The sequence below is a fragment of the Rhizobium phaseoli genome, assembly GCF_010668805.1.
Lineage (GTDB): Bacteria > Pseudomonadota > Alphaproteobacteria > Rhizobiales > Rhizobiaceae > Rhizobium > Rhizobium phaseoli_A.
Genome location: NZ_WUFT01000003.1, coordinates 44856 through 70336 on the forward strand (window position 1 = coordinate 44856; position 25481 = coordinate 70336).

Annotated in this window: 28 protein-coding genes and 1 tRNA gene; 11 read left to right on the plus strand and 18 right to left on the minus strand. The window is 61.0% G+C overall.

Translation table 11 applies throughout. From position 1 onward, the window contains the following. Positions 1-99: 99 nt before the first annotated feature. Positions 100-543 (minus strand): ribosome silencing factor, encoded by a 444-nt coding sequence (rsfS, locus tag GR197_RS05340; protein WP_007632221.1) that lies wholly within the window; start codon positions 541-543, stop codon positions 100-102. A 209-nt stretch (positions 544-752) separates the two neighbouring features. Here rsfS and GR197_RS05345 point away from each other — a divergent pair, with 209 nt between their 5' ends. Beyond that, positions 753-1130: a winged helix-turn-helix domain-containing protein gene (locus GR197_RS05345; protein ID WP_164007322.1), complete on the plus strand. Its 378-nt coding sequence runs from the start codon at positions 753-755 to the stop codon at positions 1128-1130. Here the strand turns inward: GR197_RS05345 and modC are convergent, their stop codons facing one another. The 8 genes from modC to obgE form a co-directional block, all read right to left on the minus strand. Continuing rightward, positions 1131-2198, minus strand: coding sequence for a molybdenum ABC transporter ATP-binding protein (modC, locus tag GR197_RS05350; RefSeq protein ID WP_164007324.1), 1068 nt, complete (start codon positions 2196-2198; stop codon positions 1131-1133). Continuing rightward, positions 2195-2896: a molybdate ABC transporter permease subunit gene (gene modB / locus GR197_RS05355; RefSeq protein WP_164007326.1), complete on the minus strand. Its 702-nt coding sequence runs from the start codon at positions 2894-2896 to the stop codon at positions 2195-2197. The genes modC and modB overlap by 4 nt, the downstream gene beginning before the upstream one ends. 244 nt (positions 2897-3140) lie before the next feature. Next, entirely contained in the window at positions 3141-3932 is a 792-nt protein-coding gene (modA, locus tag GR197_RS05360; protein WP_164007328.1) for a molybdate ABC transporter substrate-binding protein, read from the minus strand. A 195-nt stretch (positions 3933-4127) separates the two neighbouring features. Next, positions 4128-4283: a hypothetical protein gene (locus GR197_RS05365; RefSeq protein ID WP_164007330.1), complete on the minus strand. Its 156-nt coding sequence runs from the start codon at positions 4281-4283 to the stop codon at positions 4128-4130. Positions 4284-4424: 141 nt separating this feature from the next. Continuing rightward, complete coding sequence (locus GR197_RS05370; RefSeq protein ID WP_246724494.1) at positions 4425-5024, minus strand: nicotinate-nucleotide adenylyltransferase; 600 nt, start codon at positions 5022-5024, stop codon at positions 4425-4427. A gap of 37 nt (positions 5025-5061) precedes the next feature. Then, positions 5062-6345, minus strand: coding sequence for a glutamate-5-semialdehyde dehydrogenase (locus GR197_RS05375; RefSeq protein ID WP_164007334.1), 1284 nt, complete (start codon positions 6343-6345; stop codon positions 5062-5064). Continuing rightward, complete coding sequence (proB, locus tag GR197_RS05380; RefSeq protein ID WP_164007335.1) at positions 6338-7507, minus strand: glutamate 5-kinase; 1170 nt, start codon at positions 7505-7507, stop codon at positions 6338-6340. The genes GR197_RS05375 and proB overlap by 8 nt, the downstream gene beginning before the upstream one ends. Continuing rightward, a complete protein-coding gene (obgE, locus tag GR197_RS05385; protein ID WP_164007337.1) occupies positions 7494-8588 on the minus strand; it encodes a GTPase ObgE in 1095 nt (364 codons plus the stop codon). The genes proB and obgE overlap by 14 nt, the downstream gene beginning before the upstream one ends. 84 nt (positions 8589-8672) lie before the next feature. Between obgE and GR197_RS05390 the strand changes: the two genes are divergently transcribed. Continuing rightward, positions 8673-9539: an endonuclease/exonuclease/phosphatase family protein gene (locus GR197_RS05390; RefSeq protein WP_164007339.1), complete on the plus strand. Its 867-nt coding sequence runs from the start codon at positions 8673-8675 to the stop codon at positions 9537-9539. Positions 9540-9577: 38 nt separating this feature from the next. On the opposite strand, the gene GR197_RS05395 is transcribed toward GR197_RS05390, so the two are convergent. From GR197_RS05395 to rplU, 4 genes are all read right to left on the minus strand, one after another. Beyond that, positions 9578-10165: a GNAT family N-acetyltransferase gene (locus GR197_RS05395; protein WP_164007341.1), complete on the minus strand. Its 588-nt coding sequence runs from the start codon at positions 10163-10165 to the stop codon at positions 9578-9580. Continuing rightward, complete coding sequence (locus GR197_RS05400) at positions 10162-10818, minus strand: GNAT family N-acetyltransferase (RefSeq protein ID WP_164007343.1); 657 nt, start codon at positions 10816-10818, stop codon at positions 10162-10164. Before GR197_RS05400 ends, GR197_RS05395 begins: the two co-directional genes overlap by 4 nt. Before the next feature lie 125 nt (positions 10819-10943). Next, positions 10944-11213 carry a 50S ribosomal protein L27 gene (rpmA, locus tag GR197_RS05405; RefSeq protein ID WP_003543909.1) on the minus strand — a complete coding sequence of 90 codons (270 nt, stop codon included), beginning with the start codon at positions 11211-11213 and terminating at the stop codon, positions 10944-10946. A gap of 33 nt (positions 11214-11246) precedes the next feature. Then, positions 11247-11564, minus strand: a complete 318-nt coding sequence (gene rplU / locus GR197_RS05410; RefSeq protein WP_164007346.1) for a 50S ribosomal protein L21 — start codon at positions 11562-11564, stop codon at positions 11247-11249. Positions 11565-11868: 304 nt separating this feature from the next. On the opposite strand from rplU, the gene GR197_RS05415 reads away from it, so the two are divergent. Next, positions 11869-11958, plus strand: a tRNA-Ser gene (locus GR197_RS05415). A 53-nt stretch (positions 11959-12011) separates the two neighbouring features. Here GR197_RS05415 and GR197_RS05420 read toward each other — a convergent pair. Together GR197_RS05420 and GR197_RS05425 are read right to left on the minus strand one after the other, a co-directional pair. Continuing rightward, positions 12012-12572 (minus strand): DsbA family protein, encoded by a 561-nt coding sequence (locus GR197_RS05420; RefSeq protein ID WP_164007348.1) that lies wholly within the window; start codon positions 12570-12572, stop codon positions 12012-12014. A gap of 37 nt (positions 12573-12609) precedes the next feature. Beyond that, entirely contained in the window at positions 12610-14046 is a 1437-nt protein-coding gene (locus GR197_RS05425) for a DUF6880 family protein (RefSeq protein WP_164007350.1), read from the minus strand. 201 nt (positions 14047-14247) lie between these two features. On the opposite strand from GR197_RS05425, the gene GR197_RS05430 reads away from it, so the two are divergent. Continuing rightward, on the plus strand, positions 14248-14502 hold the full coding sequence (locus GR197_RS05430) for a DUF2934 domain-containing protein (protein WP_164007352.1): 255 nt from the start codon (positions 14248-14250) through the stop codon (positions 14500-14502). A 30-nt stretch (positions 14503-14532) separates the two neighbouring features. Here GR197_RS05430 and GR197_RS05435 read toward each other — a convergent pair whose 3' ends face one another. Continuing rightward, positions 14533-14688: a hypothetical protein gene (locus GR197_RS05435; RefSeq protein WP_164007259.1), complete on the minus strand. Its 156-nt coding sequence runs from the start codon at positions 14686-14688 to the stop codon at positions 14533-14535. 31 nt (positions 14689-14719) lie between these two features. Continuing rightward, on the minus strand, positions 14720-15364 hold the full coding sequence (locus GR197_RS05440) for a ThuA domain-containing protein (RefSeq protein ID WP_164007354.1): 645 nt from the start codon (positions 15362-15364) through the stop codon (positions 14720-14722). Between the two features lie 247 nt (positions 15365-15611). Here GR197_RS05440 and galE point away from each other — a divergent pair, with 247 nt between their 5' ends. Together galE and GR197_RS05450 are read left to right on the plus strand one after the other, a co-directional pair. Beyond that, on the plus strand, positions 15612-16595 hold the full coding sequence (gene galE / locus GR197_RS05445) for a UDP-glucose 4-epimerase GalE (RefSeq protein WP_164007356.1): 984 nt from the start codon (positions 15612-15614) through the stop codon (positions 16593-16595). Next, positions 16573-18129, plus strand: a complete 1557-nt coding sequence (locus GR197_RS05450) for an alkaline phosphatase family protein (protein WP_164007358.1) — start codon at positions 16573-16575, stop codon at positions 18127-18129. The genes galE and GR197_RS05450 overlap by 23 nt, the downstream gene beginning before the upstream one ends. 27 nt (positions 18130-18156) lie before the next feature. Here GR197_RS05450 and GR197_RS05455 read toward each other — a convergent pair whose 3' ends face one another. Continuing rightward, positions 18157-18654 carry a DUF1993 domain-containing protein gene (locus tag GR197_RS05455; RefSeq protein WP_164007360.1) on the minus strand — a complete coding sequence of 166 codons (498 nt, stop codon included), beginning with the start codon at positions 18652-18654 and terminating at the stop codon, positions 18157-18159. Positions 18655-18980: 326 nt separating this feature from the next. Here GR197_RS05455 and GR197_RS05460 point away from each other — a divergent pair, with 326 nt between their 5' ends. The 5 genes from GR197_RS05460 (at position 18981) to GR197_RS05480 (ending at position 25471) form a co-directional block, all read left to right on the plus strand. Then, complete coding sequence (locus GR197_RS05460; protein WP_164007362.1) at positions 18981-19910, plus strand: sugar ABC transporter substrate-binding protein; 930 nt, start codon at positions 18981-18983, stop codon at positions 19908-19910. A 69-nt stretch (positions 19911-19979) separates the two neighbouring features. Then, entirely contained in the window at positions 19980-21521 is a 1542-nt protein-coding gene (locus GR197_RS05465; protein WP_164007364.1) for a sugar ABC transporter ATP-binding protein, read from the plus strand. A 34-nt stretch (positions 21522-21555) separates the two neighbouring features. Continuing rightward, positions 21556-22581, plus strand: a complete 1026-nt coding sequence (locus tag GR197_RS05470) for an ABC transporter permease (protein ID WP_164007366.1) — start codon at positions 21556-21558, stop codon at positions 22579-22581. 149 nt (positions 22582-22730) lie between these two features. Then, complete coding sequence (locus GR197_RS05475) at positions 22731-23789, plus strand: dipeptidase (RefSeq protein ID WP_164007368.1); 1059 nt, start codon at positions 22731-22733, stop codon at positions 23787-23789. 38 nt (positions 23790-23827) lie between these two features. Then, a complete protein-coding gene (locus GR197_RS05480) occupies positions 23828-25471 on the plus strand; it encodes an ABC transporter substrate-binding protein (protein ID WP_164007371.1) in 1644 nt (547 codons plus the stop codon). Positions 25472-25481: the final 10 nt, after the last annotated feature.

A 25481-nucleotide genomic window follows, 5' to 3' on the forward strand; every position in this document is an offset into this window, starting at 1 on the left:
TGCGGCACATCCTGCGCACAAAGCGCCGCCGGCCGGTTTTCATATCGTCCGGCCAGCCAATGCCACGTTCAGGCGCCGGATTGAATGCCGGCCGGCCTGTCAGTGCCGTGTTTCTTCATCCATATCCGGAGCCGCCCACATCTTTTCGATGTTGTAGAACTCGCGGATTTCGGGACGGAACACGTGCACGATAATGTCACCGGTGTCGATCAGGACCCAATCGCCGCCTTCCTGGCCTTCGACACGGGCCGTACCGAGGCCGTCGTCCTTAAGGTCGGTGAGCAGATGATCCGAGATCGCCATGACATGCCTGCTCGAGCGGCCGGAGACGACGATCATGTAGTCTCCCAGCGCCGATTTTCCGGCAATGTCGATGGTGACGATATCTTCAGCTTTGGAGTCCTCGAGGCTGGCGAGGACGGTTTCTAGGGCGCGGGCGGCGGCATCGGCGCCACGTTCCGCACTCTTCGGGATAACGGCGAACGTTTTTCCCTTGGCGTGTACTGTTGTCAGTGCTTTCCCTTTCCTGGAATGACAAACCATGCACAACACGAGATCCGATCGAGACCGGACCATGGTTAAGATAGGCATCAAACCACTAATGTTTCAAGACACGCTAAGATACAGAACGGTCGAAAATCCGATCTGGCGTCCGAATTGAAGAATATTGCCGCGCGGGCTGCTTGTGCGGCCGGTGTACAGTTTCCGTACCGCGGCGTAAAGTGCGGCAAATTTCACGATTTTACGATTCGATGACCGATCCAGCCGCAAAAACCCTCGTGCCCGTCCTGCGAATCAGCTTCCCGGATGAGGATCGGCTTGGCCATGGGAAGATGGAGCTGCTGGAGCATATCCGCCAGACCGGATCGATCTCGGCGGCGGGGCGGGCGATGGACATGTCCTATCGGCGGGCATGGCTGCTGGTCAGCGAGATGAACCGGATGTTCTGCGAGCAGGTGGTGGAGCCGCAGCGCGGCGGGCAGAAGGGCGGTGGCGCGGCGCTGACGCCGTTCGGCGAGGAATTGCTCGAGCGTTTCCGGCGGATGGAAGAGACGATGCGCACGAACCTTGCCGACGATCTCGCCTGGCTCGAGGCCAAGCGCAACCTGCAGCAGGGCGAGCGCGGCTGATCAGGCCTCCAGGGCAACTGTCTTGATGACGGCGAAGACGACCCTTCCCGGTTGGAGATCGAGACGCTCGCAGGAGAGTGTCGTGATGCGGGAAAGAACGATATCGCCGCCGCAATCAAGCCGGATTTCCACCGTTCCGTCGTCATCCGACGATATCGCCGCGATCCTGCCTTCGAGGATGTTCAGCGCGCTGAAGCCCTCGGGTCTGGCGGTGGCCAGCATGACGTCGCGGGACGGAATGCGGATGCGCACCGGTCTGCCCGGCGTAAGAGCCGCACCGGGAATGTGCAGTTGGCCAGATTTCAGGGCGACGGTCGACAGGCGATGACGCGGATCGAAGCTTTCGACGGTTCCTTCGAGCAGCGCGCCCGCCTCTTTCCGATCGGCCATCGCAGAGGGACGGCTCAATATGTCGATGGCGGGGCCCGTCGTTTCCACCTTGCCGTCGCTGAGGACGACGACCTGGTTTGCCAGCCGCGCCACCTCTGAGATTGAATGGCTGACATAGACGATCGGGATTTCCGTCTCGTCGCGCAATCGCTCCAGATAGGGCAGGATCTCGGCCTTGCGCGCGTCGTCGAGGGCGGCGAGCGGCTCGTCCATGAGAAGCAGGCGGGGCGCGGAGAGCAGCGCGCGGCCGATGGCGACGCGCTGCTTCTCGCCGCCGGAAAGTTTTGCGGGGCTGCGCTCCAGCAGCGGCTCGATGCCGAGCAGGTCGACGACGCGATCGAAGCTTTCCCCGCGTGCGGTTTTCGCCGTGAACCAGCGGCCGTAGGAAAGATTGGCGCGGACGCTGAGATGCGGGAAAAGCCGGGCCTCCTGGAAGACATAGCCGAAGCGGCGGCGGTGTTTCGGGACGAAGATGCCGGATGCGATTTCGGTCAGGGGCTTGCCGTCGAGGACGACGCGGCCTTCGTCCGGGCGGGCGAGGCCGGCGATGATGCGGATCAAAGAGGTCTTGCCGGAGCCGGAGCGGCCGAACAGCGCGGTGACGCCACGCTCGGAGGTGAAGGCGGCGTCGAGCAAAAAGCCGCCGAGCTTCTGTTTTGCTTCGACGATCAGCGTCATTCCGGGTTGATCCTTTGGCCGGCGAGACGCGCGAGGTATTCGGAGGCGAGCAGCGCGGCCATGGAAATGACGATGGCGACGAGCGTCAGGCGCAGTGCGCCGGCATCGCCGCCCGGCACCTGGGTGAAGGTGTAGATTGCGGCCGACAGCGTCTGGGTTTCGCCCGGTATGTTGGAAACGAAAGTGATCGTCGCGCCAAATTCACCCATCGCCTTGGCGAAGGAAAGGATCATGCCGGCGATGATGCCGGGCAGGGTCAGCGGCAGGGTGATCGTCAAAAACACCCAGGCGGGACCGGCGCCGAGTGTGCCGGCCGCCTCTTCCAGCTTGCGGTCGACCGCCTCGATCGACAGGCGGATGCTGCGCACCATCAGCGGAAAGGCCATGACGGCGCAGGCGAGCGCCGCACCCGTCCAGCGGAAGGACAAGGCGATGCCGAAATACTGGTCGAGCAGGCTGCCGACCGGTCCACGGCGACCGAACAGGATGAGGAGCAGGAAACCGGTGACGACGGGCGGCAGGATCAGCGGCAGGTGAACGATGCCGTTCAGCACCGACTTGCCCCAGAAGCGGCCGCGGGCAAGCAGCAAGGCGACGAGAATGCCGAAGGGCAGGCTCGCCAGCATGGCGACAAAGGAGACGCGCAGGCTGAGCAGGATCGCCGTCCATTCCTCGTTGCTCAGGCCGAAGATGTCCAAATGCAGTTGTCTCCAAGATCGAAGGCACGCCGGGGCGAGCCTCAGTTTGACGACAAGTCTCTCTCCTTCCCCGACGTCATCCTCGGCCTTGTGCCGAGGATCTGCTGCCCTATCGACCGAGACAGATGCTCGGGACAAGCCCGAACATGACGAAAGAGGGGTTGGCCGACTTTGTCAGCAGTCTGAACCTAAGTGAGCCTTCACGCTAAGCCGTCACCATCGATTCCGCAATCAATTCAACCCATCATTTCAGAATGGTAAAACCCTGTGCCGTGAAGAAGGCGGCTGCCTTGTCGGATTTCAGGAAGTCGAGATAGGCTGCGGCGTCCGGGTTCTTGCTCTCGGCAAGAATGGCGATCGGATAGATGATCGGCGGATGGGAATCGGCCGGGAAGGTGCCGACGACGGCGACACCCTTATCGGCTGCGGCGTCGGTCTGGTAGACGATGCCGTAAGGCGCTTCGCCGCGGGAGACGAGGGCGAGTGCGGCACGGACGCTTTCGGCGCCGGCGACCTTGCTTTCCACAGATTTCCAGACGCCGAGTTTGTCGAGCGCGGCCATGCCGTATTTGCCGGCCGGAACCGATTTCAGTTCACCCATGGCCAGCTTGCCGTCGCCGAGAAGCCCGGCAAGATCGAAGCCCTGCTTGATTTCGACCGGTTTTGCCTTGTCCTTTTCGGCAACGAGCACGATGCGATTACCAAGCAGGTTCGAGCGGCTATCGGCCTTGATGAGGTTTTTCTTGGCGAGGTAATCCATCCAGGCAAGGTCGGCCGAAATGAAGATATCGGCCGGTGCCGCGTTTTCGATCTGCTTGGCGAGTGCCCCACTGGCAGCATAGGAGGCGACGGCTTCCTTGCCGCTTTCCTTGGCCCAGGCGGCATTGGCGGCATCGAGCGCATCCTTGAGGCTCGCCGCCGCAAAGACGGTAAGCTTTTCGGCTGCGGCGGCGGGTGCCGGAAGCGCTGCGGCGCCGAGCCACAGGGCTGATATCGCGGCGGTTGCCAGTTTCATCCATTGGCGGCGGTTCTGCATGATTGAATCCCCAGTGTTCGAAATATTGTGACGAATATAACGGGTGGCGCGCCTTAGCTAGGGATGTATCTAGAAAAATATAACGTACCGACCGCTGTCCGCAGAGAGCCCCGTGCTTCCAGCATTCGATAGGCGCATGGCTTCAAGCAAATGAGACCTATAGAGCAGCAATATCCAGCCGGCACTTTGCAAACCTCAGGAATTCTCTGGAGGCAGAGCCTGCGCCATTAATTCTGCCGATAAAAACGGCAACGCCGAAGCGACATGTTCGGACAGAATTGCAATTGGTGCATTGCTGCAATGCACCAATCGATATTCACCTTCGTGCGGAATATGATAAAACATGAGCATCGAAGCGGCGAACTCCTCCTCCCATAGCCGCTCGATAGGGTCGACAACACTCCTCCTCCCAGTTGTCGATCGAGTTTATAAGCCCGACGGATCCTCCCCCGTCGGGCTTTCTCGTTTCTGGGCTTTCTCTAAGAATTTGGTCTATTCGGAGCTGCCCGGCAGCGAGCCGTTGCGGATTGCCGTCGAGCTCAGGCCGGAGCGCGGCCCGTGGATGAAGGTCCAGGCCGGCGCCGGCTTCTTCCAGAGAATGCGCGCGTCGTCCTCGTCAACTCGGGCGAAATCGAAGGTCCGCGTCATCTTCGAGGAGAGGTAGGAGAGCGTCGCGCCCGGCCGGTCGATCACGGCGATCGGGAAGGTGCGGACGATTTCCTGCCACTTCTGCCATTTGTGGAAGGTCTGCAGGCCGTCGGCGCCCATGATCCAGATGAAATGCACATGCGGATTGCGGGCCTTGACGCGGGCGAGCGTATTGGCGGTGTAGCTGACGCCGAGCGTCTGTTCGAAGGCGGTGACCTTGACGCGCGGATCGGCGGCGACACGCTCGCTTTCGGCAATGCGCTCGGCCAGCGGCGCCAGCTGGTTGCGGCTCTTCAGCGGATTTCCGGGGGTGACCATCCACCAGAGCTGGTCGAGGCCGAGCCGCTTGATGGCGATCTCGGCGACCAGCGCGTGGCCCTGGTGCGGCGGATTGAACGAACCGCCGAACAGACCGACGACCATGCCGCGCTCGCTGTGCGGCATGCGGAGATAATGCCGGTCCAAACTCTCCGCCGTCACGTCAGGGCCGCGTCTGTCCGGCGCCGTGCACCCGGTATTTGAACGAGGTGAGCTGTTCGACACCGACGGGGCCGCGGGCATGCATCTTGCCGGTGGCAATGCCGATCTCCGCACCCATGCCGAACTCGCCGCCATCGGCAAACTGCGTCGAGGCATTGTGCAGCAGGATCGCCGAATCGACCTCGGTGAAGAACCGCGCGACGACGTCGGGGTCCTCGGCGATGACAGCTTCGGTATGGTTCGAGGAATATTTTTGGATATGGGCGATCGCGCCCGATATGCCGTCGACGACGGCAACCGAAATGATCGCGTCGAGATATTCGGTCGACCAGTCCTCCTCGTTTGCGGGCTTCAGGCCGGGGGCGACCTTCAGCACCGTCGGCGATGCGCGGACCTCGCAGCCGGCATCGGTGAGAACCTCTAGCAGCGGCGTCAGATGCGTGCCGATCGCAGCGCCATCGACGAGCAGGGTTTCGGCCGCGCCGCAGATACCGGTGCGGCGCATCTTGGCATTGACGACGATCTTCTTCGCCATCTCGATATCGGCCGAGCCATCGACATAGATATGGCAGAGGCCTTCGAGATGGGCAAAAACCGGCACCCGGGCCTCGTTCTGCACGCGGGCGACGAGGCTCTTGCCGCCGCGCGGCACGATGACGTCGATCGCCCCGTCCAAACCGCGCAGCATGGCGCCGACGGCGGCGCGATCGGTGACCGGGACGAGTTGGATAGCATGCTCTGGAAGTCCTGCCGCCTTCAAGCCTTCGACAAGGCAGGCATGGATCGCCTGCGATGAACGGCGCGAATCCGAGCCGCAGCGCAGGATGACGGAATTGCCCGCCTTGAGGCAGAGGGCGCCGGCATCCGCCGTGACGTTCGGCCGGCTTTCGAAGATGACGCCGATGACGCCGAGCGGCGTGCGGACGCGCTCGATCTTCAACCCGTTCGGCCGGTCCCAGGCGGCGATGACTTCCCCGACCGGGTCGGCAAGGGCGGCGATGGCGCGGAGCCCCTCGGCCATCTCGGCGACGCGTTTGTCGTTCAGCGTCAGCCGGTCGACGAAGGAGGCAAGCGTCTCGGTGCCTTCGATATCCTGCAAATCCTTGGCGTTCTCGGCCAGGATCTGAGCCTTGTTCGCCAGGATCGCGTCGGCCATGGCATTCAACGCCCTGTTCTTGATCTCGGTGGACGCAAAGCTCAGCGGTCGTGCGGCAGCCTTGGCCTTGCGGCCGATGTCATTCATCAGCACGTCGATGTCAGGGCTTGGCGCAACGGTATCAAGCATAGCTCGCGTCCTTCTTCTGCCTTTCCGATTTCGAACCGACCTGTGCGGTCATTACCATGTCGTCCCGATGGACCATGGCGGCGCGGCCGGGATAACCGAGAATAGCTTCGATCTCCGCCGACTTGCGGCCGGCAATCCGGCGGGCGTCCTCGGCATCGTAGCTGACCAGGCCGCGGGCGATCTCGCGGCCGGCGGGGCCGATGATCGCCACCGTATCGCCGCGGCTGAATAGGCCGGTAACGCTGCGCACGCCGGCGGGAAGCAGGCTCTTGCCGGCCCCGAGCGCGGTGACGGCGCCGTCATCGACATGCAATTCGCCGGCCGGCTGCAGTTGTCCGGCGATCCAGGTCTTGCGGGCGGTCACCGGTGTGCCGGAGGGGGCGAACCAGGAGGAACGCGCGCCGCTTTCGATCGCCGACAGCGGGCTATCGGTCTTGCCAGAGGCGATGATCATGGCGCAGCCCGATGCCGTGGCTATCTTGCCGGCATCGATCTTGGTGCGCATGCCGCCACGCGAAAGCTCGGAGGCCGCACCGCCGGCCATCGCCTCGATCTCCGGGGTGATTTCGGAAATCGTCTCCAGGAAGGTGGCGTTCGGGTCGAGATGCGGCGGTGCGGTGTAGAGGCCGTCAATATCGGAAAGAAGGATGAGCAGGTCGGCGCCGGTCATCGTCGCCACGCGGGCAGCCAGGCGATCATTGTCGCCATAGCGGATTTCGCTGGTGGCGACCGTGTCGTTTTCGTTGATGATCGGCACGGCGCCGATTTTCAGAAGCTGATTGATGGTGGCGCGCGCATTGAGATAGCGGCGGCGTTCCTCGGTGTCGCCAAGTGTCAGCAGAATCTGGCCGGCGACGATCTCGCCGTGCGACAGGCTCTCCGACCATGCGCGCGCCAATGCGATCTGGCCGACGGCGGCGGCGGCCTGGCTTTCCTCCAGTTTCAGCGCACCCGAGGGAAGGTCGAGCACCGAGCGGCCGAGCGCGATTGCACCTGATGAGACGACGAGCACATCGATACCTCTGGCCTTCAGGCCTGAGATATCGGCGCACATGGCGTCGAGCCAGGCCTTCTTCAGCCCGGCCTTGCGGTCGACCAGCAGGGCCGAGCCGATTTTGATGACGACGCGGCGATAGCGGCCAAGCGGCTTACGGCTGGTCATCGGCTCCATCCTCGCCAACGTCCTCAGCCTCATCGGCGACAACAATATCGCGATGGCGCAGCTTCGGCACCTTGGCCGGCTTTTCCTCGGCATTTTCCTCGACGATGATGTCGCGCAGCGCGCGCAGCACCTCGGTCATGCCCTTGCCGGTGATGGCCGAAATCTGGAACGGCGTCTTGCCGCAAGCCTTGGCCAATTCCTTGGTCTTCTTCTTCAGTTCGGCTTCGTCGAGCACGTCGATCTGCGACAGCGCCACGATCTCAGCCTTATCAGCCAGCTCGTTGCCATAGGCTTCGAGCTCGTGCTTCACCGTCTTATACGCCTTGCCGACCTTTTCTTCCTGGGCGGAGACGAGGTGCAGCAGCACGCGGGTGCGCTCGACATGGCCGAGGAAACGGTCGCCGATGCCGACGCCTTCATGGGCGCCTTCGATCAGGCCGGGAATGTCGGCAAGGATGAATTCCCGTTCGTCGATGGTGGCGACGCCGAGATTGGGATGCAGTGTGGTGAACGGGTAGTTGGCGATCTTCGGCCGGGCGCGGGTGACCGATGCCAGGAAGGTCGACTTGCCGGCATTGGGCATGCCGACGAGGCCGGCATCGGCAATCAGCTTCAGCCGCAGCCAGAGGGTCTTTTCCTCGCCGGGCAGGCCGGGATTGGCCCAATCCGGCGCCTGATTGGTCGAGGTCTTGAAATGAGCGTTGCCGAAGCCGCCATTGCCGCCATGGGCCAGGCAATAACGCTGGCCTTCGACGGTGAGATCGCAGATCAGCGTTTCCCGGTCTTCCTCGAAGATCTGGGTTCCCACGGGAACCTTGAGCGTCACGTCGCTGCCGTTGGCGCCGGTGCGGTTTCTGCCCATGCCATGGGTGCCGATCGTCGCCTTGAAATGCTGCTGAAAACGGAAATCGATCAGCGTGTTGAGGCCGTTGACGGTCTCGACCCAGACATCGCCACCACGTCCGCCATCGCCGCCATCGGGGCCGCCGAACTCGATAAATTTCTCGCGCCGGAAGGAAACACTGCCCCCGCCGCCGTCTCCGGACTTGATATAGACCTTTGCTTCGTCGAGAAATTTCATTTTACTTCCAGTATCCGGTGGCAGTTGGACGGCCCGTCTTGGCCCATTCGATATAGGCGGTTCCGACGGAGGTCAAAGATTATCGTGAATTTTGCGAGCTATAACATACAGTACGGCTTCGGTCTCGACGGCAGATACGATCTCGCGCGCATTGCCCGGAGCCTTGAGGGCGCCGATGTGATTGCGCTGCAGGAGGTGACCCGCGGCTTCTCGCGCAACGGTTTTGCCGACATGGTGGCCGACATTGCAGCTTTGTTTCCCGACCATTTCTGGGTGTATGGACCGGCCTGCGACATGCATGTCGAGGCTGATGAAGGCCGGCCTCGACCGGTGCCGGGCACACGATTTCAGTTCGGCAACATGGTGCTGTCGCGCTGGCCGATCCTTTCGACCCGAACGCTGCTTCTGCCGCGCAGCCGGACGATCGGCAAGATCAACCTGCAGCGTGGCGCAACCGAGGCGCTGATCGCGGCACCTGGCAGGGCGATCCGCGTCTATTCCGTGCATCTCGACCACGTCTCTGCCGACGAGCGCATCGCCCAGCTTCAATTCTTGAACGGGCGCATCAACGCTTTCGTTCAGGAGGGTGGATCGCTGACCGGGGGCGGCGAATTCGATCTGCCGGAGCCGCCGCTGCCGGAGGATTACGTCATCATGGGCGATTTCAACATGGAGCCGGAATCGCCGGAATATTGCGCGTTTGTCGGTGCCGGCGGCGGATATTATGGCCGTATCGCCAGGATCGGCACGCCGGTCGACGCCTTTGGGGCGCTCAAGGCCTATGGCCCGGAGAGCTACAGCTGGATGAATCCCGAGGATCACGGCGAACGCATGCATCTCGATTATTGCTTCGTCAGTTGCGGCCTTGAGGGCCGGTTGAAATCCGCCCGGATCGATAGGCAATCCGTCGGCTCCGATCATTTCCCGCTACGGGTCGAGATCGGCGATTGACGGAGACGCCGCCGTGGGCGGCGGCATCTCCTTTTTGATCAAGCCACCTTGCGCGGCTGCAGCATGCCCGGCTGCAGCACGGTTTCGATGTGCGAGACCATGGTGTTGCGGGCGAAACAATAGATTTCGCCGCAGCCGGTCATGCGGAAACCGAGCTTCTCCTGCAATCGCAGCGAGGCCGGGTTGTCGGCGAAGACGCCGGAATGGATCGGCGTCTCCGGCATGCGGCGCGAAAAGCGCTCGATAATTCCAGCCACCGCCTCGCTCATATAGCCGCGCCGCCAGTAGTAGCGGTTCAGCCAATAGCCGAGGTGCCAGCGGCCGTGCCGTAGCTCGATGGCGACGTTACCGATATGGACATCGTCCTTGCCGGTGATCGCCAGCGGCCAGTCCGGCAGGGCGCCTGACGTGACCGGGACCAGCCAGTCCAGCGCATCCTGCCGGTCGAACGGCGCGGGGACGCGGGACAGCATGCGCGTGACGGCGAAATCGGACAGCGATTCCGCAATCGATGGCGCATCGCTCAGCCTGTGCGGGCGGAGCGTCAGCCGGGCGGTCGAGATGACAGGCGCGGGGCCTGGCATCATCGGCTTCAACTCCGGCCTTTGCAGCGCGGTCGTGCTCATGCGATGTTCCCCCAGCTTCTGAGCGACATCCAGGTCTTGCGGTCGAGTCTGTACCATTCCACAGGCACATTGCTGCCGAGCGCCAGCGAGGCGGCGAGCCCCGATCCCTGGAACTGGAAGCCGCACTTCTGGATGACGCGGCGCGAGGCGACGTTCATCACCCGGCAACGGGCGTCGATCTGATCGACGTCCTGGCGGGTCCTGAACACCATATCGACCAGGGCATGGCAGGCCTCGGTGGTATAGCCCTTGTTCCAATAGGGCTCGCCCAGCCAGTAGCCGATCTCGACGGTTCTGCCGTCGGCATGCGGCTCGACGCCGCAGCAGCCGACAAAGGCGCCGTTTTCGGCTTTGGTGATCGCATAGACGCACTTGCCAATTTCGCCATTTTTCGTGCGACGCACGAAGTCAGCAGCATCATCGGCGGTATAAGGGTGCGGCATACGCGATACCATGGTGGCGACTTTGGCGTTGTTGGCGAGATGGGCAAGGGCGTCGATGTCTTCTTCGTGGGGCGCGCGCATGACGAGCCTTTCCGATAACAAGACAGGGCAATCGGTCCTTAACCGCTCCGGCCTCAGCCGTTCTTCGGAAGACACCTGGCCTTCCCGGGGCGACCGTGATTGGTCTACCCTTAACAATTCGCCTTGCATGTTCAGTCCTCCTGTTTGGACAAAGAAAAAGGGGAGATGGCGCCCCATCTCCCCTGTTTTCTAGACTGAACCTGATACGGACAGCCGGGTCGATGAGACGCCGGCTGTTTTTGAGCGCTGCCGGCTTATTCCGCTGCTTCCGCTTTCGGCATGACAGACACGTAGACGCGACCGTTGGCCTTCGTTCGGTAGTTCACATTGCCGGCGGTAAGCGCAAATATCGTGTGATCCTTGCCGAGGCCGACGTTGGAACCCGGATGCCACTCAGTGCCGCGCTGACGCACGATGATGTTGCCTGCGATGACGGCTTCGCCGCCGAACTTCTTCACGCCAAGGCGCTTGGACTGAGAATCGCGACCGTTGCGCGATGAACCGCCAGCTTTTTTGTGTGCCATTGGAGTTCTCCTTTAAACCCTGTCCCGTTGATCTTACTTGGCAGCCACGATGTCCGTGATACGGACGACCGTGTGATGCTGACGATGGCCGCGCGAACGCTTCGAATTCTGACGACGGCGCTTCTTGAAGGCGATGACCTTCTTGCCGCGGTTCTGTTCGACGACTTCTGCCTTGACAGAGGCGCCGGTTACGAAGGGCGCACCGATCGCAGCGTCGGCGCCTTCGCCGATCACGAGCACTTCGGTGAATTCAATGGATTCGCCAGCGGTGGCTTCCAGCTTTTCGATGGTCAGCACGTCGTTGGCTGCCACACGGTACTGTTTACCGCCGGTCTTGATGACTGCGAACATTTTTTATCCTTTCATGTTCGTTCCAGCTCTCCCCGCTGCTTCAGCAGGGCGGCCGTCTTTTTATCAGTCGAAGTTAAGCAGGGATTTCAGAGGCTAATCCTCGAATTCGTCCTGCCGGTGAAGCCCCACGCGAGCGCGGGACGGCTAAGGCATGGATTGCTCCGAACCTAGTGCGCAGCCGAGATACGCGAGCGACAAAAAAGTGTCAAGGCAAAAGGATGGAATGCTTCGACTTTTCGGCTTGCCAACCTGTCATAGGCCCGTTATGAGAACGCCCGCGCCGAACAAGCGCCGACCAGACCGCGGAGAGGTGGCAGAGTGGTCGAATGCACCGCACTCGAAATGCGGCATACCTGCAAGGGTATCGTGGGTTCAAATCCCACCCTCTCCGCCATAAGTTTCCGAGGCGTCAGCGTTTGCGATTTCAGGACGTCGGCATAGCCGGCGTCAGTGACCCAGCACCTTCTTCACCCAAGCCGCAACCTCATCGCCGCTGCCCATATCCGCCTGTACCAGCCCATCGATCATGAAGGTCGGCGAGACATGGATGCCGTTTTGCCGGGCGTATTTGCAGTGCCATTTGATCTCCCGGTCGAGATTTGGAATTGCGAAGGCATCCTTCAGCTTGACACCGCTATGGCCTTCCAGGCGTTCGATGATCTGGTTCGGCGTCACGTCCATGTTCGCGCCGCCGGCGTGATGATCGAACTCGAATTCCTCGCGATGGGCGGCGATGGCGGTCATCACCGTCCTGGCTGTCTCCTTGCCGCCTTCCAGCGTCGAGGCCGCGATGATGCAGCGGACGAGGACGCCGGAATACATGTGCCAGGGCTGTGACTGCAGGCGGATTTTTACGGTGAGCTTGTCTCTGCCTGCTTGATCGAGAAGAGCGTCGAGCTTGTTGAAGGCTCTGACTGAATAGGGGCAGGTCGGCTCCAGAAAGATTTCGAAGCTACGCGGTCCGGTTCCCCACGTGAGCGGGTCGGCGTGCCATTGGGCGTCTGTCATGAATATCCTCTCTGAAAGATAAGCTATCTCGGGCGACTTAGGTCAGCAGGCTCCAGAAGCCATGCTTCTTGCCGTGCCGATGCTTCAGGTCCGCGACATAGGCGTCATGGGATTTGGCGTTGCCGAAGTCATCGATATGAGGGGCAAAGGATGCGCAGTCAGCAAGGTGCCTCGCTGCATATTTGTAGCGGCTGGACCGGCCGCTATCGAGGGTGAAATCGATCATGGAGCGCAAGACGAAGGTTGCCGCGAGCGGATGTTTCTCCGCCAGAGCTTCGGCAGCCGGCGGCATCAGCTCATAGAGATCGCCGTCCAGTTCCGCCTTGCGGCTGATCACAAGTTTCGCTGCCTCGACAGGTGCCGGCCAATTCAGAAAAAATGCCAGTGCCCGATGGATATCAGGGAAAGCCTGGGCATGGGCGAATGCCTTCTCTTCGGCCTCGATGTCGTCGAAATCCGGCAGCCGCTTTAGGAAAGCCTTGAGGTGCTGGTGATGCAGTGACTGCTCGAAACACGCCCATCGATAGGCCTGCGCCTCGCCTGCGCGCCCCAGGGCCTCAAGCGTCGCGACGTGAGCAAGCTGCCATTCGAGCGGCAGGTCGCCCCGGCTTCTCGTATCGACCTCACCCAACGCGTCAAACGCTTCTTCCGCCCGCCCGGCCTTGAGCAAACGATCGGCTATTTCGGCCGCTACAGTCGGCACCTTGCGCGTTTCCGCGGGTTGCAGGGCGATGTAGGCATCAACATCGCCCTGCGCATCGGCAATTTCCTGCAAGGCAATGCGCACCGTCAATTCCCGGCTCGTGACGTAGATCTCATCCTCGTAAATGGGGCCTCCGCTACCCCAGCCGAGCACCGCGCGCTTGTCCTCCGCCGGCTTGTCTTCCGGCTCCTCGGACCATTGGACAAGAAGGTTTTTCAAGCGATCGAGACCAGCATGACCGAGGGCTGGCGTCATAGCTGCAATCAGGTTTTCGTATAGGCCGTAGGCATCGTCCTGCACGGCTCTGAACACCTTTTCGGCCAGGACATCGATCTCGATCTTTGCGGATGCCGCGATGACGCCGGCATCCTCGCAAGCCTGCTGAAAGCTTTGGATGAGCGACTCGCTGCCGGCGTTCGACCTCTCAAAAATCGAATCCGCCAGGGCTAGGAGCTGCCAGATCAGCTCGAAGGCCTCCTCGGGATTATCCTCGGCAACGGTCTCCATGATCGTCTTGCGCTGGGTTTCCAGATCGCTCTTCAGTGCCTTCACTTTGTGCCAGTTGATGAAGGTGCGGGCGCGGGCAATGCTGGCAAGCCGCTTTCGCACCTCCCGCGCGATCTCGACGCTGCCGTGATTGCCGGCAAGTTCAATTCGAAGCCGTCGTTTGTGGGCGGCGCTGCCTGTGCTGATTTCGATCAGCAGTTCGGCAAGGCGCTGCGTGCCGAGGGATTCGAGATTCTTCGCATTGAGTGTTGTCTTGGCTGCCATCGGTCATCGCTGTCGTTTCTGCGATGACCGTATCCCGGAGGCGATGCGAGGCCAAGGTCTGGGAGTGTGTGCAAGGGGATAATCCCTTGGTACCTTGGTATTATCTAAAAACTAACGCTGCCTCGTAACGACTCCTAAAGCCGGTTTTGGCACCTTGTTGGCTGTCGAATATTGCTTCCAAATTTTCCGCTGGGGTTGGTTATGAGTCATAATAGAGACGCCTGGGTCAGCCAGCGCGCTTATTCATTGTGGGAAGCAGAAGGCAGGCCGGATGGGCGCGGGGAAAGCCATTGGGCGCAGGCGTTGAGGGAGTTCGAGCAGCTGGAGCTGACCAAGGCCTCGCCGGATGGAAACGATCTGATCGAGAAGCTGAAGGCGGCCGGGCGGCTGATGCGGGTCTATGACGAGGCGGATCCGGCCGCAGAGAATGATCGGCTGCTGAAAGCGGTTCGTTAGCCCGCACAACAATTACCCCGATCGAAATATTCAGCGGCATTCCAGGCGAATGATCGGTCTTGCCGGCAGACGTCTTGCCACTTCAATGAAGCCGCCATTAATGAAGCCGGCGTTGGGGAATATCGAAAACGTTCCCGGATAGGGATCGGCCACAATCGAAGCGTGGACCTGGTCGATATCGCCCATCACCATCCGTGAGGCGCGGCCCTTCCCAAATCTACTGGCGGGCGGCCCAGCTGAGCCCGCGACGCAGGATGAGCGGCATATAGCGATGGTCGAATTCGGCGGCGACATGGCCGAGCGCGGAATAGAAGATGCGGCCGGCGCCGAAATGGCGTTTGAAGACGACGGGCATCACGACATTGCGGGCGGCAGGATCGTAGGCGCCGGTGAAGGTGGTGGTCGCCAGGATTTCGACCGTGGGGTCATAATGCAGATAATATTGCTCCGACCGGTAGTCGAAATCGGGAATGCCCTCCATGACCGGATCGTCCTGGCGGGTGACGGCAACGCGGAAGTCGATGATATTGCCGGGATGGGCGACCCAGGTGACGCCGGAGACATAGCGGAAGGGAGCGCTTTCCTTGAAGGATGTGGCGAGCGCGCCGTGATGACCGGCAAGCCCGAGCCCGCCGCGCACCGCCTCGACCAAGGCGGTCGCGTGGGGTTTTTCCAGCGTTTCGCCGGTGATGATCGGCACCAGCAGATCGAGCTTGGCCAGCGTCGGAGACCCTAATATGCCGAGATCGCCGGTGACTTCTACGGCAAAATCGTCCTCGCGCAGCAGGTCGGCGACGATATGAGCGCATTGCTCCGGCTCATGGCCCTGCCAGCCGCCCCAAACGATCAATGCCTTCCTCATTCGCACTCTCCCTGCCTGACTGCCGCGGACCGTTGATCGTCGCCGGATGGTGCAAGCCCCTTAGATCGGGCGGTTATGCAAATCACGCGAATAATTCTGAATGCCCCCGGTCCGGCGCAAATCGCACCGGTCGCGCCGGCTTCGGCATTTGACGTATTGTTCGTTCACGCTTATCGCAATTCTTTCTTTTTATTGACGTGTATCTCGTCTAGGTTTCTTTCATCTTCGCTAATAATAAGGGTGGTGCATGGCAGGTGAAACGGTTCTTGTCGTCGGCGGCGCCGGCTATATCGGTTCGCATACGTGCCTCGATCTGGCGAACAAGGGCTATAAGCCTGTCGTCTTCGATAATTTTTCGAACGGCCATCGCGAGTTCGTCAAATGGGGGCCTGCCGAGGAAGGCGATATTCGCGATCGTGCCCGGCTGGATGAGGTGCTGGCCAAACACAAGCCGGCGGCGATCCTGCATTTCGCGGCGCTGATCGAGGTCGGCGAATCGGTGAAGGATCCGGTTTCTTTCTACGAGAACAATGTGATCGGCACCTTGACGCTGCTTTCGGCGGCGCAGGCGGCCGGCGTCAATGCCTTCGTCTTTTCCTCCACCTGCGCCACCTACGGTCTGCCGCAGAGCGTGCCGCTCGACGAGACCCATCGGCAGGTGCCGATCAATCCCTATGGGCGGACGAAATATATCGTCGAACAGGCGCTTGCCGATTACGACCAGTACAGAAGCCTGCGCTCGGTGGTGCTGCGTTATTTCAATGCGGCCGGTGCCGATTTCGAAGGCCGGATCGGCGAGTGGCACCAGCCGGAGACGCATGCGATACCGCTGGCGATCGACGCCGCACTTGGCCGCCGCCAGGGCTTCAAGGTGTTCGGCAGCGATTACGAGACGCGCGACGGTACTTGCGTGCGCGACTATATCCACGTGCTGGACCTCGCCGATGCGCATGTGCGGGCCGTCGAATATCTGCTGAAGGGCGGAGATTCCGTCGCACTCAACCTCGGCACCGGCACGGGTACGACGGTCAGGGAATTGCTCGGCGCGATCGAGGACGTGTCGAACAGGCCTTTCCCGGTCGAGTATATCGGCCGGCGCGAAGGCGATTCGCATACGCTGGTTGCCAATAACGACAAGGCCCGCGACGTGCTCGGCTGGGTGCCGCAATATGATCTGTCCGAGATCATCCGCTCCGCCTGGAACTGGCATGCAAAAACCAACCAGCATTGATCCCAGAATTGAGAAGGGTCGCCGGCCGAACATCCTGCTGATCACCGCGGACCAGTGGCGCGGCGATTGCCTGTCTTCAGTCGGTCACCCTTGCGTGAAAACACCCAATGTCGATGCGCTGGCGCGCCAGGGAACGCTCTTCCGGCGGCACTATGCCGGGGCCGCACCCTGTTCGCCGGCGCGGGCGACACTCTATACCGGCCTTTACCAGATGAACCATCGCGTCTGCCGCAATGGTTCGCCGCTCGATGCCCGCTTCGACAATCTGGCGCTGGCCGCCCGGCGGGCGGGATACGACCCGACGCTGTTCGGCTATACGGACACGGCGCCCGATCCGCGCGGGATGGATGCAAGCGATCCGCATCTGACGAGTTATGAAGGCGTGTTGCCGGGCTTTACCTCACGCCAGCTGCTGCCGGAGCATGAAAGGCAGTGGCTCTCCTGGCTGAGGTCGCGTGGGCATCAGGACGCCGTCAGCCGCGACATCCATATTCCCGTCGGCGCGCGAGCCGGCGACATTTCCGATGCGGCGCCGGCCTATTCCAGCGACGAGACCCAGACGGCGTTTCTGGCCGGCGAGTTCATTCGCTGGATGGGCGAACAAGACAGGCCGTGGTTTGCGCATGTCTCGTTCTTGCGTCCGCATCCGCCGTTTTCCGTGCCGGAGCCGTTCAACCGGATGTTCAAACCCCGCGAGGGGCCGGATTTTGCGCGTGCGGCAAACGCCCAAGCGGAAGAGGCAAGCCATCCCTATCTCGCTTTTGCCATGCCGCGCACCGGCAAGGGCGCCTTCGTCCACGGCGCAACGGGGCCGCTCAGCGGCTGGAGCGGCGAGGATTTCGCCGCGATCCGGGCGATCTATTACGGCATGATAGCAGAGGTCGATGCGCAGCTCGGCCGGCTCTGGCAGGCCCTGAAGGATGCCGGCGCCTGGGACAATACGCTTATTGTTTTTACCTCGGACCACGCCGAGATGGCCGGCGATCACTGGACGCTCGGGAAGGGCGGCTTCTTCGACGGCAGCTACCATATTCCGCTTGTCATTCGCGATCCGGCAAGCGGCGCTGCCGGCGGGGTCGTCGACCGTTTCACCAGTGCCGCGGATATTTTTCCAACCCTTTGCCAAAGGCTCGGCATCGAGGCAAAGAACGGGCTCGACGGCCGGTCGCTGATGCCGTTTGTCGATGGCGGGAGGGGAGAGAGCTGGCGGGACGCGGCATTCTGGGAATTCGATTTCCGCGATATCGCCGCGGGCGAGGCGGAGCGGCATTTCGGGCTAAAATCCAATCAATGCAATCTGGCAGTGATCCGCGATGCGCGGTTCAAATATGTGCATTTTGCCGGCTTGCCGCCGTTGCTTTTCAATCTCAGCGACGATCCGATGGAACTCGACAATGTTGCGGGGGATCCGGCCTATGCGGCAATCCGGCTCGAGTATGCCGAAAGACTGCTGTCGCTGAGGGCACGGCATCTCGATCAGACGCTCGCCTATACCGAGCTGACGGAAAAAGGGCCGGTGACGCGCCGGCCCTGATAACTGCTGCGTGGAACGGCTCGTTGTTTAGCCGAGATAATCGCGCTTGCCGATCGGCGCACCCTGGTTGCGCAGGATGGCGTGGGCCGTCGTGACGTGGAAATAGAAGTTCGGCAAGGCGAAAGTGGTGACATATTCGTTACCCGGAAGCACGATGCCGCTCTTGCCCGGCAGGGTGATCTCACGGCTTTCCGTGCCTTCCAGCGCGTCTTGCGAGAAGCCGGCGAGATAGGCGTCGGTTTTTGCCAGGCGCTCGCGCAGCTCGTCGAACGTCTTTTCATTGTCCTCGAACTTCGGAGCGTCGGTCGCGGTCAGGCGGGCGAGGGTGAATTTGGCGCTGTCGCTGGCGCGTTGATACTGGCCGGAAAGCGGCAGCATGTCGGGCGCGAGACGGGCGGCGATCAAGACGGCAGGATCGATATTCTTTTCCTTGGCATAGGCTTCGGCCTTGTCGAGGTAGGTTTTCAGGCTGGCGAGGCCGCGCTGAAACATCGGAACGGTGAGGCGATACATCGAAATGGACATTGGTCCTGTCTCCAAAATCTTCAAATAATCTGGCCACGGCGAGAGATCGAAGGCGCCTGCGGCCGTGAGCCTGTCTTCGACCCTGCCATAGATGGATGCTCTCTTCGTCTTTCACAATGCGGGGGACTGCAGGCTCGCCACTAAAGAGGCTTGACGTTGTTCCTAGAAAATGGAATGAATATTCCGAAGAGCGGATTTGACGGTTTGTTTGTTCCGTTTTTGGCGCGCTGCAGGAGAGCGGCGCGGGGAATTTCGGCTTCAAGGCAATGCCTGGAGCTCCGGCGTGAGGAGGGTGCAGCCGGGCACCGCTTTGTGGAGGAAGTGAAATGAAAAAGTTTATCCTGGGCACTGCGATGGCGCTCGTCATGTCGACGGCGGTCCACGCGGAAACCGTCGGCGTTTCGATGGCGAAATTCGACGACAATTTCCTGACGGTTCTGCGCAACGGCATGACCGATTATGCCAAGACGCTGAGCGGCGTGACGCTGCAGGTCGAAGACGCACAGAACGACGTTTCCAAGCAGCAGAGCCAGATCCAGAATTTCATCGCCTCCAAGGTCGATGCAATCATCGTCAACCCTGTCGATACCGACGCAACCACGGCAATGTCCAAGCTCGCCGCCGATGCCGGCATTCCGCTTGTTTACGTCAACCGTCAGCCGGTCAACGTCGACACGCTGCCTGAGAAACAGGCCTTCGTCGCATCCAACGAGCAGGAATCCGGCACGCTGGAAACCAAGGAAGTCTGCCGCATTCTCGGCGGCAAGGGCAAGGCCGTCGTGATCATGGGCGAGCTTTCCAACCAGGCTGCGCGCATGCGCACCCAGGATGTCCACGACGTTGTCAAGACCGATGAATGCAAGGGTCTGGAAATCGTCGAAGAGCAGACGGCCAACTGGGATCGCACCCAGGGCGCCGACCTGATGGCCAACTGGCTCTCCAGCGGCATCGAATTCGACGCCGTGATTTCCAACAACGACGAAATGGCGATTGGCGCCATCCAGGCGCTGAAGGCTGCCGGCAAGGATATGACCAAGGTTGTCGTCGGCGGTGTCGACGCCACGCAGGATGCGCTTGCCGCCATGCAGGCCGGCGATCTCGACGTCACGGTATTCCAGGACGCGGCCGGCCAGGGCAAGGGCTCGCTCGATGCGGCCCTCAAGATTGCCAAGGGCGAAAAGGTCGAGAAGAAGGTTTATATTCCCTTCCAGCTCGTCACCCCTGCCAACGTCAAGGACTTCGTCACCAAGAACTGAGGCGAACGCCAAACGGGATGCGGGCTTTGCCCGCATCCTTTTCGCCTGTCCGTATCCGGAGGAGATGATATGGCCGTCAGCCCGACAACCATGGCCGCCGTGCGTGCGAGCGGCGCAGTCCCGAATGCGGAATATCTGCTGAGCGCCGAGGGCGTTCGCAAGGAATTTCCAGGTGTCGTCGCGCTCGACGACGTGCAGTTCCGGCTGAAGCGCGCTTCCGTGCATGCGCTGATGGGCGAAAACGGCGCCGGCAAGTCGACGCTGATGAAGATCCTCGCCGGCATCTATGTACCCGACAAGGGCGATATCCGGCTGAAGGGGGTCGAGATCCAGCTGAAATCGCCGCTCGACGCGCTGGAGAACGGCATTGCCATGATCCATCAGGAACTGAACCTGATGCCGTTCATGACCGTTGCCGAAAATATCTGGATCCGCCGCGAACCGAAGAACCGCTTCGGTTTCGTCGATCATGGCGTCATGCATCGCATGACTGAAGAGTTGTTTAGCCGGCTCAATATCGACATCGATCCCGATATCGAGGTCCGGTACCTGTCGGTCGCCAACCGGCAGATGGTCGAGATCGCCAAGGCGGTTTCCTATAATTCCGACGTGCTGATCATGGACGAGCCGACTTCGGCGCTGACGGAGCGCGAGGTCGAGCATCTTTTCCGCATTATCCGCGATCTCAGATCTCAGGGTATCGGCATCGTCTACATCACCCACAAGATGAACGAGCTTTTCGAGATCGCCGACGAGTTCTCGGTTTTTCGTGACGGCCGATATATCGGCACCCACGCCTCGACCGAGGTGACCCGCGACGACATCATCCGGATGATGGTCGGGCGCGAGATCACCCAGATGTTTCCGAAAGAAGAGGTGCCGATCGGCGAGGTCATGCTCTCGGTCAAGGATCTTTGCCTCAACGGCGTCTTTAAAAACGTCTCCTTCGAGGTGAGGGCGGGCGAGATCCTCGGGGTGGCCGGCCTTGTCGGTTCCGGGCGGTCGAATGTCGCCGAAACGCTGTTTGGCGTGACCCCCGCAAGTTCCGGCTCGATCGAACTCTACGGCAAGCCGGTGACGATTTCTTCGCCGACCGAGGCCATCCGCCACCAGATGGCGTTCCTCACCGAGGATCGCAAGGACACCGGCTGTCTGTTGATCCTCGATATTCTCGAGAACATGCAGATCGCCGTTCTGCAGGACAGATACGTCAAGGGCGGTTTTGTGCAGCAGGGCGCCATCGAGGCGACCTGCGAAGACATGGCAAAAAAGCTGCGGGTGAAAACGCCTAATCTTTACGAGCGTGTGGAAAATCTTTCGGGCGGCAATCAGCAGAAGGTGCTGATCGGGCGCTGGCTGCTCACCAATCCGCGGATCCTCATTCTCGACGAGCCGACGCGCGGCATCGATGTCGGCGCCAAGGCGGAAATCCACCGGCTGGTCACCGAGATGGCGCGAAACGGCGTCGCCGTCATCATGATTTCGTCCGAGATGCCTGAGGTTCTCGGGATGAGCGACCGCATCATGGTCATGCATGAGGGGCGCGTCACCGGGTTCCTCAATCGCGATGAAGCAACGCAGATCAAGGTGATGGAGTTGGCTGCGCAGTGATGCGCCGCCCGCGATCGCCCAAGGGAGGTTTGACATGAGTACCAAGGCAGCAGAGGGCGCAGCTCCGCTCGCGACCCGGCAAAGGCGGCGGCGCCTACCGACCGAGCTCAGCATTTTCCTGGTGCTCGTCGGCATCGCGCTGATCTATGAAGCGCTCGGCTGGATCTTCATCGGCCAAAGCTTCCTGATGAACTCGCAGCGCCTGACGATCATGATCCTGCAGGTCTCGGTCATCGGCATCATCGCCGTCGGCGTCACCCAGGTCATCATCACCGGCGGCATCGATCTTTCCTCGGGCTCGGTCGTCGGCATGACGGCGATGATCGCCACAAGCTTTGCTCAGTCGTCGACCTGGGGACGGGCGGTGTTTCCCTCGCTGACCGACTTGCCGGCTTTCGTGCCGATCATGATCGGCCTGCTGATCGGGGCGGCGGCTGGTCTGGCGAACGGCGCGCTCATCGCCTACACGAAAATCCCGCCGTTCATCGCGACGCTCGGCATGTTCGTTTCGGCTCGCGGCGTGGCGAAGTGGTATACGAAGGGACAGCCGGTTTCCGGCATCACCGAGCAGTTTCACTTCATCGGAACCAAGGCCTGGCCGGTCGTCGTTTTCCTGGTCGTCGCGCTGATCTTCCACATTGCGCTGCGCTACACCCGTTATGGCAAGTTCACCTATGCCATCGGCGCCAACCCGCAGGCGGCGCGCGTTTCCGGCATTAATATCGAGGCGCATCTCGTCAAGGTCTATGTGATTGCCGGATTGCTTGCCGGCCTCGCCGGTATCGTCACGGCGGCACGCGCGGAAACCGCACAGGCAAGCATGGGCGTCGGCTATGAACTCGACGCGATCGCCGCCACCGTCATCGGCGGCACCTCACTCACCGGCGGCGTCGGGCGCATCACCGGCACTGTCATCGGCACCATCATCCTCGGTGTCATGACCTCCGGCTTCACCTTCCTTAGGATCGACGCCTATTACCAGGAGATCGTCAAGGGTCTGATCATCGTCACGGCTGTGGTCATCGACGTCTACAGACAGAAGAAGCGCCGCAAGCATTGATCTCAGATGGTGCGATCCGATGGTTTTTGCGGGGGCTTCGGCCCCCGTTCCGTTTTTAGCGCGTGAGGACGGAATTTATAAAAAAGAGGTGGCGAATTCCGTCAGCTTTTCTATTCTGGTCTTCCCGCTCGGGCAGCGCAGGAAGATAGATGCAATTCGTATTTGACGGCCACAACGACGTTCTCCTTCGACTTTGGACACATTCAAAAGACGGTAGCGACCCGATTGCGGAATTCGCAGACGGCACGACCGTCGGCCATATCGATGCGCACCGGGCCAAAAAGGGCGGACTTTCGGGTGGTCTCTGCGCCATCTATATTCCCTCGGGCGATCTTGTCTTTGCCGATCCGGATGCCGATGGCCGCTACATCACGCCGATGGCGGCTCCTCTCGATCCGTTGCCTTCCCTCGCCATTGCCAATGAAATGGCGGCCATCGCGCTGCGGCTCGACCATGCTGGTGCCTGGCGGCTCTGCCGGACGGTGAAAGATATCCGCGGCGCCATGGCCGACGATATTTTCGCCGCCGTCCTGCATATGGAAGGCTGCGAGGCGATCGGCGCCGATCTTTCGGCGCTTGAAGTGTTTTATGCGGCGGGACTGCGCTCGCTCGGGCCAGTCTGGAGCCGGCACAATGTGTTCGGTTACGGCGTGCCCTTCGCCTTCCCGATGTCGCCTGACACGGCGCCGGGCTTGACCGACGCCGGCTTTGCGCTGGTGCGCGAATGCAATCGCCTCGGTATCCTGATCGACCTTGCCCATATCACCGAGAAGGGGTTCTGGGACGTGGCGAAGACGACCGACCAGCCGCTGGTCGCCAGCCATTCCAACGCCCATGCGCTGACGCCGGTCGCGCGCAATCTGACCGACAGGCAGCTCGATGCGATCCGCGAAAGCCGCGGGCTCGTCGGTATCAACTATGCCACCGCCATGCTGCGCCCCGATGGGCGTTCGGACGGCGATACGCCGCTTGCCGACATGATCCGCCACATCGACTATCTGGTGAACCGCATCGGCATCGACTGCGTGGGCCTCGGATCGGACTTCGACGGCGCCACCATTCCTGAGGAAATCGGCGATGCAGCCGGCAATCAGAAGCTGATTGCCGCTCTCAGGGAGGTTGGTTATGCTGAGACTGACCTGACCAAACTCGCCCGTGAAAACTGGCTTCGCATTCTGGCAAAGGCTTGGCGGGAGGACTACGCCTAAGCCTTTCCTATCCAATCAAAAAACAAGGGGAACAAATCATGATGATCACCAAACTCGGCCGCAATTTTCGACTGCTCTCCGCGGGAGCGGCACTTTCGCTGCTGATGATGGCGGCGCCCTCCGCTTTCGCCGAGACGCCCAAGGATACGCTGGTCGAGGGTTTTGCCATCGATGACATCATCACGATGGATCCGGGCGAGGCGTTCGAGCTGTCGACCGCCGAAGTTACCACCAACAGCTACAGCCTGCTCGTCCGTCTCGATATGGACGACACGTCGAAGGTGAAGGGCGATCTGGCCGACAGCTGGAATGTTTCCGATGACGGTCTGACCTATACGTTCAAGCTGAAATCGGGGATGAAATTTGCCTCCGGCAACCCGATCACCGCCGAAGACGTCGCCTGGTCGTTCGAGCGCGCCGTCAAGCTCGACAAAAGCCCGGCCTTCATCCTAACGCAATTCGGCCTGACCGGCGACAATGTCACGGAAAAGGCCAAGGCGGCCGATGCCGGCACCTTCGTCTTCACTGTCGACAAGGCCTATGCGCCGAGCTTCGTGCTCAACTGCCTGACGGCAACGGTCGCTTCCGTCGTCGACAAGAAGCTGGTGATGGAGCATGTGAAGGCGGTAACACCAGATGCCGAGCACAAATACGACAATGATTTCGGCAATGAGTGGCTGAAGACCGGCTATGCCGGCTCCGGCGCCTACAAGCTGCGGGAATGGCGCGCCAATGAAGTGGTCGTTTTGGAGCGCAACGACAATTATTACGGCGACAAGGCCAAGCTCAACCGCGTCATCTACCGCTATATGAAGGAAAGCGCTGCCCAGCGGCTGGCGCTGGAAGCCGGCGACATCGATATCGCCCGCAACCTCGAGCCTGGCGACATCGACGCCGTTTCGAAGAATGCCGATCTCGCAACGACGAGTGCGCCGAAGGGCACGATCTATTATGTCAGCCTGAACAACAAGAACGAGAATCTGAAGAAGCCCGAGGTGCAGGAAGCCTTCAAGTACTTGGTCGACTATGATGCGATCGGCGCAACCTTGATCAAGGGTATCGGCGAAATCCACCAGACCTTCCTGCCGAAGGGCCAGCTCGGCGCGCTCGACGAAAATCCCTACAAGCTCGATGTCGCCAAGGCCAAGGAACTGCTCGCCAAGGCCGGCTTACCCGACGGTTTCTCGATCACCATGGACGTACGCAACAGCCAGCCGGTGACCGGTATTGCCGAATCCATGCAGCAGACGCTGGCGCAGGCCGGCGTGAAGATGGAAATCATCCCGGGTGACGGCAAGCAGACGCTGACCAAATACCGCGCCCGCACCCATGACATGTATATCGGCCAGTGGGGTTCGGACTATTTCGACCCGAATTCCAATGCCGATACCTTTACCGGCAATCCCGACAATTCCGATGCCGGCACGGTGAAGACGCTCGCATGGCGCAACACCTGGGAAGCGCCGGAACTCGACAAGCAAGCAAAGGCAGCACTTCTGGAACGCGACGCCGCCAAGCGCGCCGCCATCTACCAGGATATCCAGAAGAAATATCTTGAAAACAGCCCCTTCGTCTTCATCTTCCAGCAGACCGAGGTGGCCGGTTACCGCAAAAGCGTGAAGGACTTCAAACTGGGCCCAAGCTTCGACACCAATTTCGTCGGTCCGATCGCCAAGGAATAGTCCGGCAGGA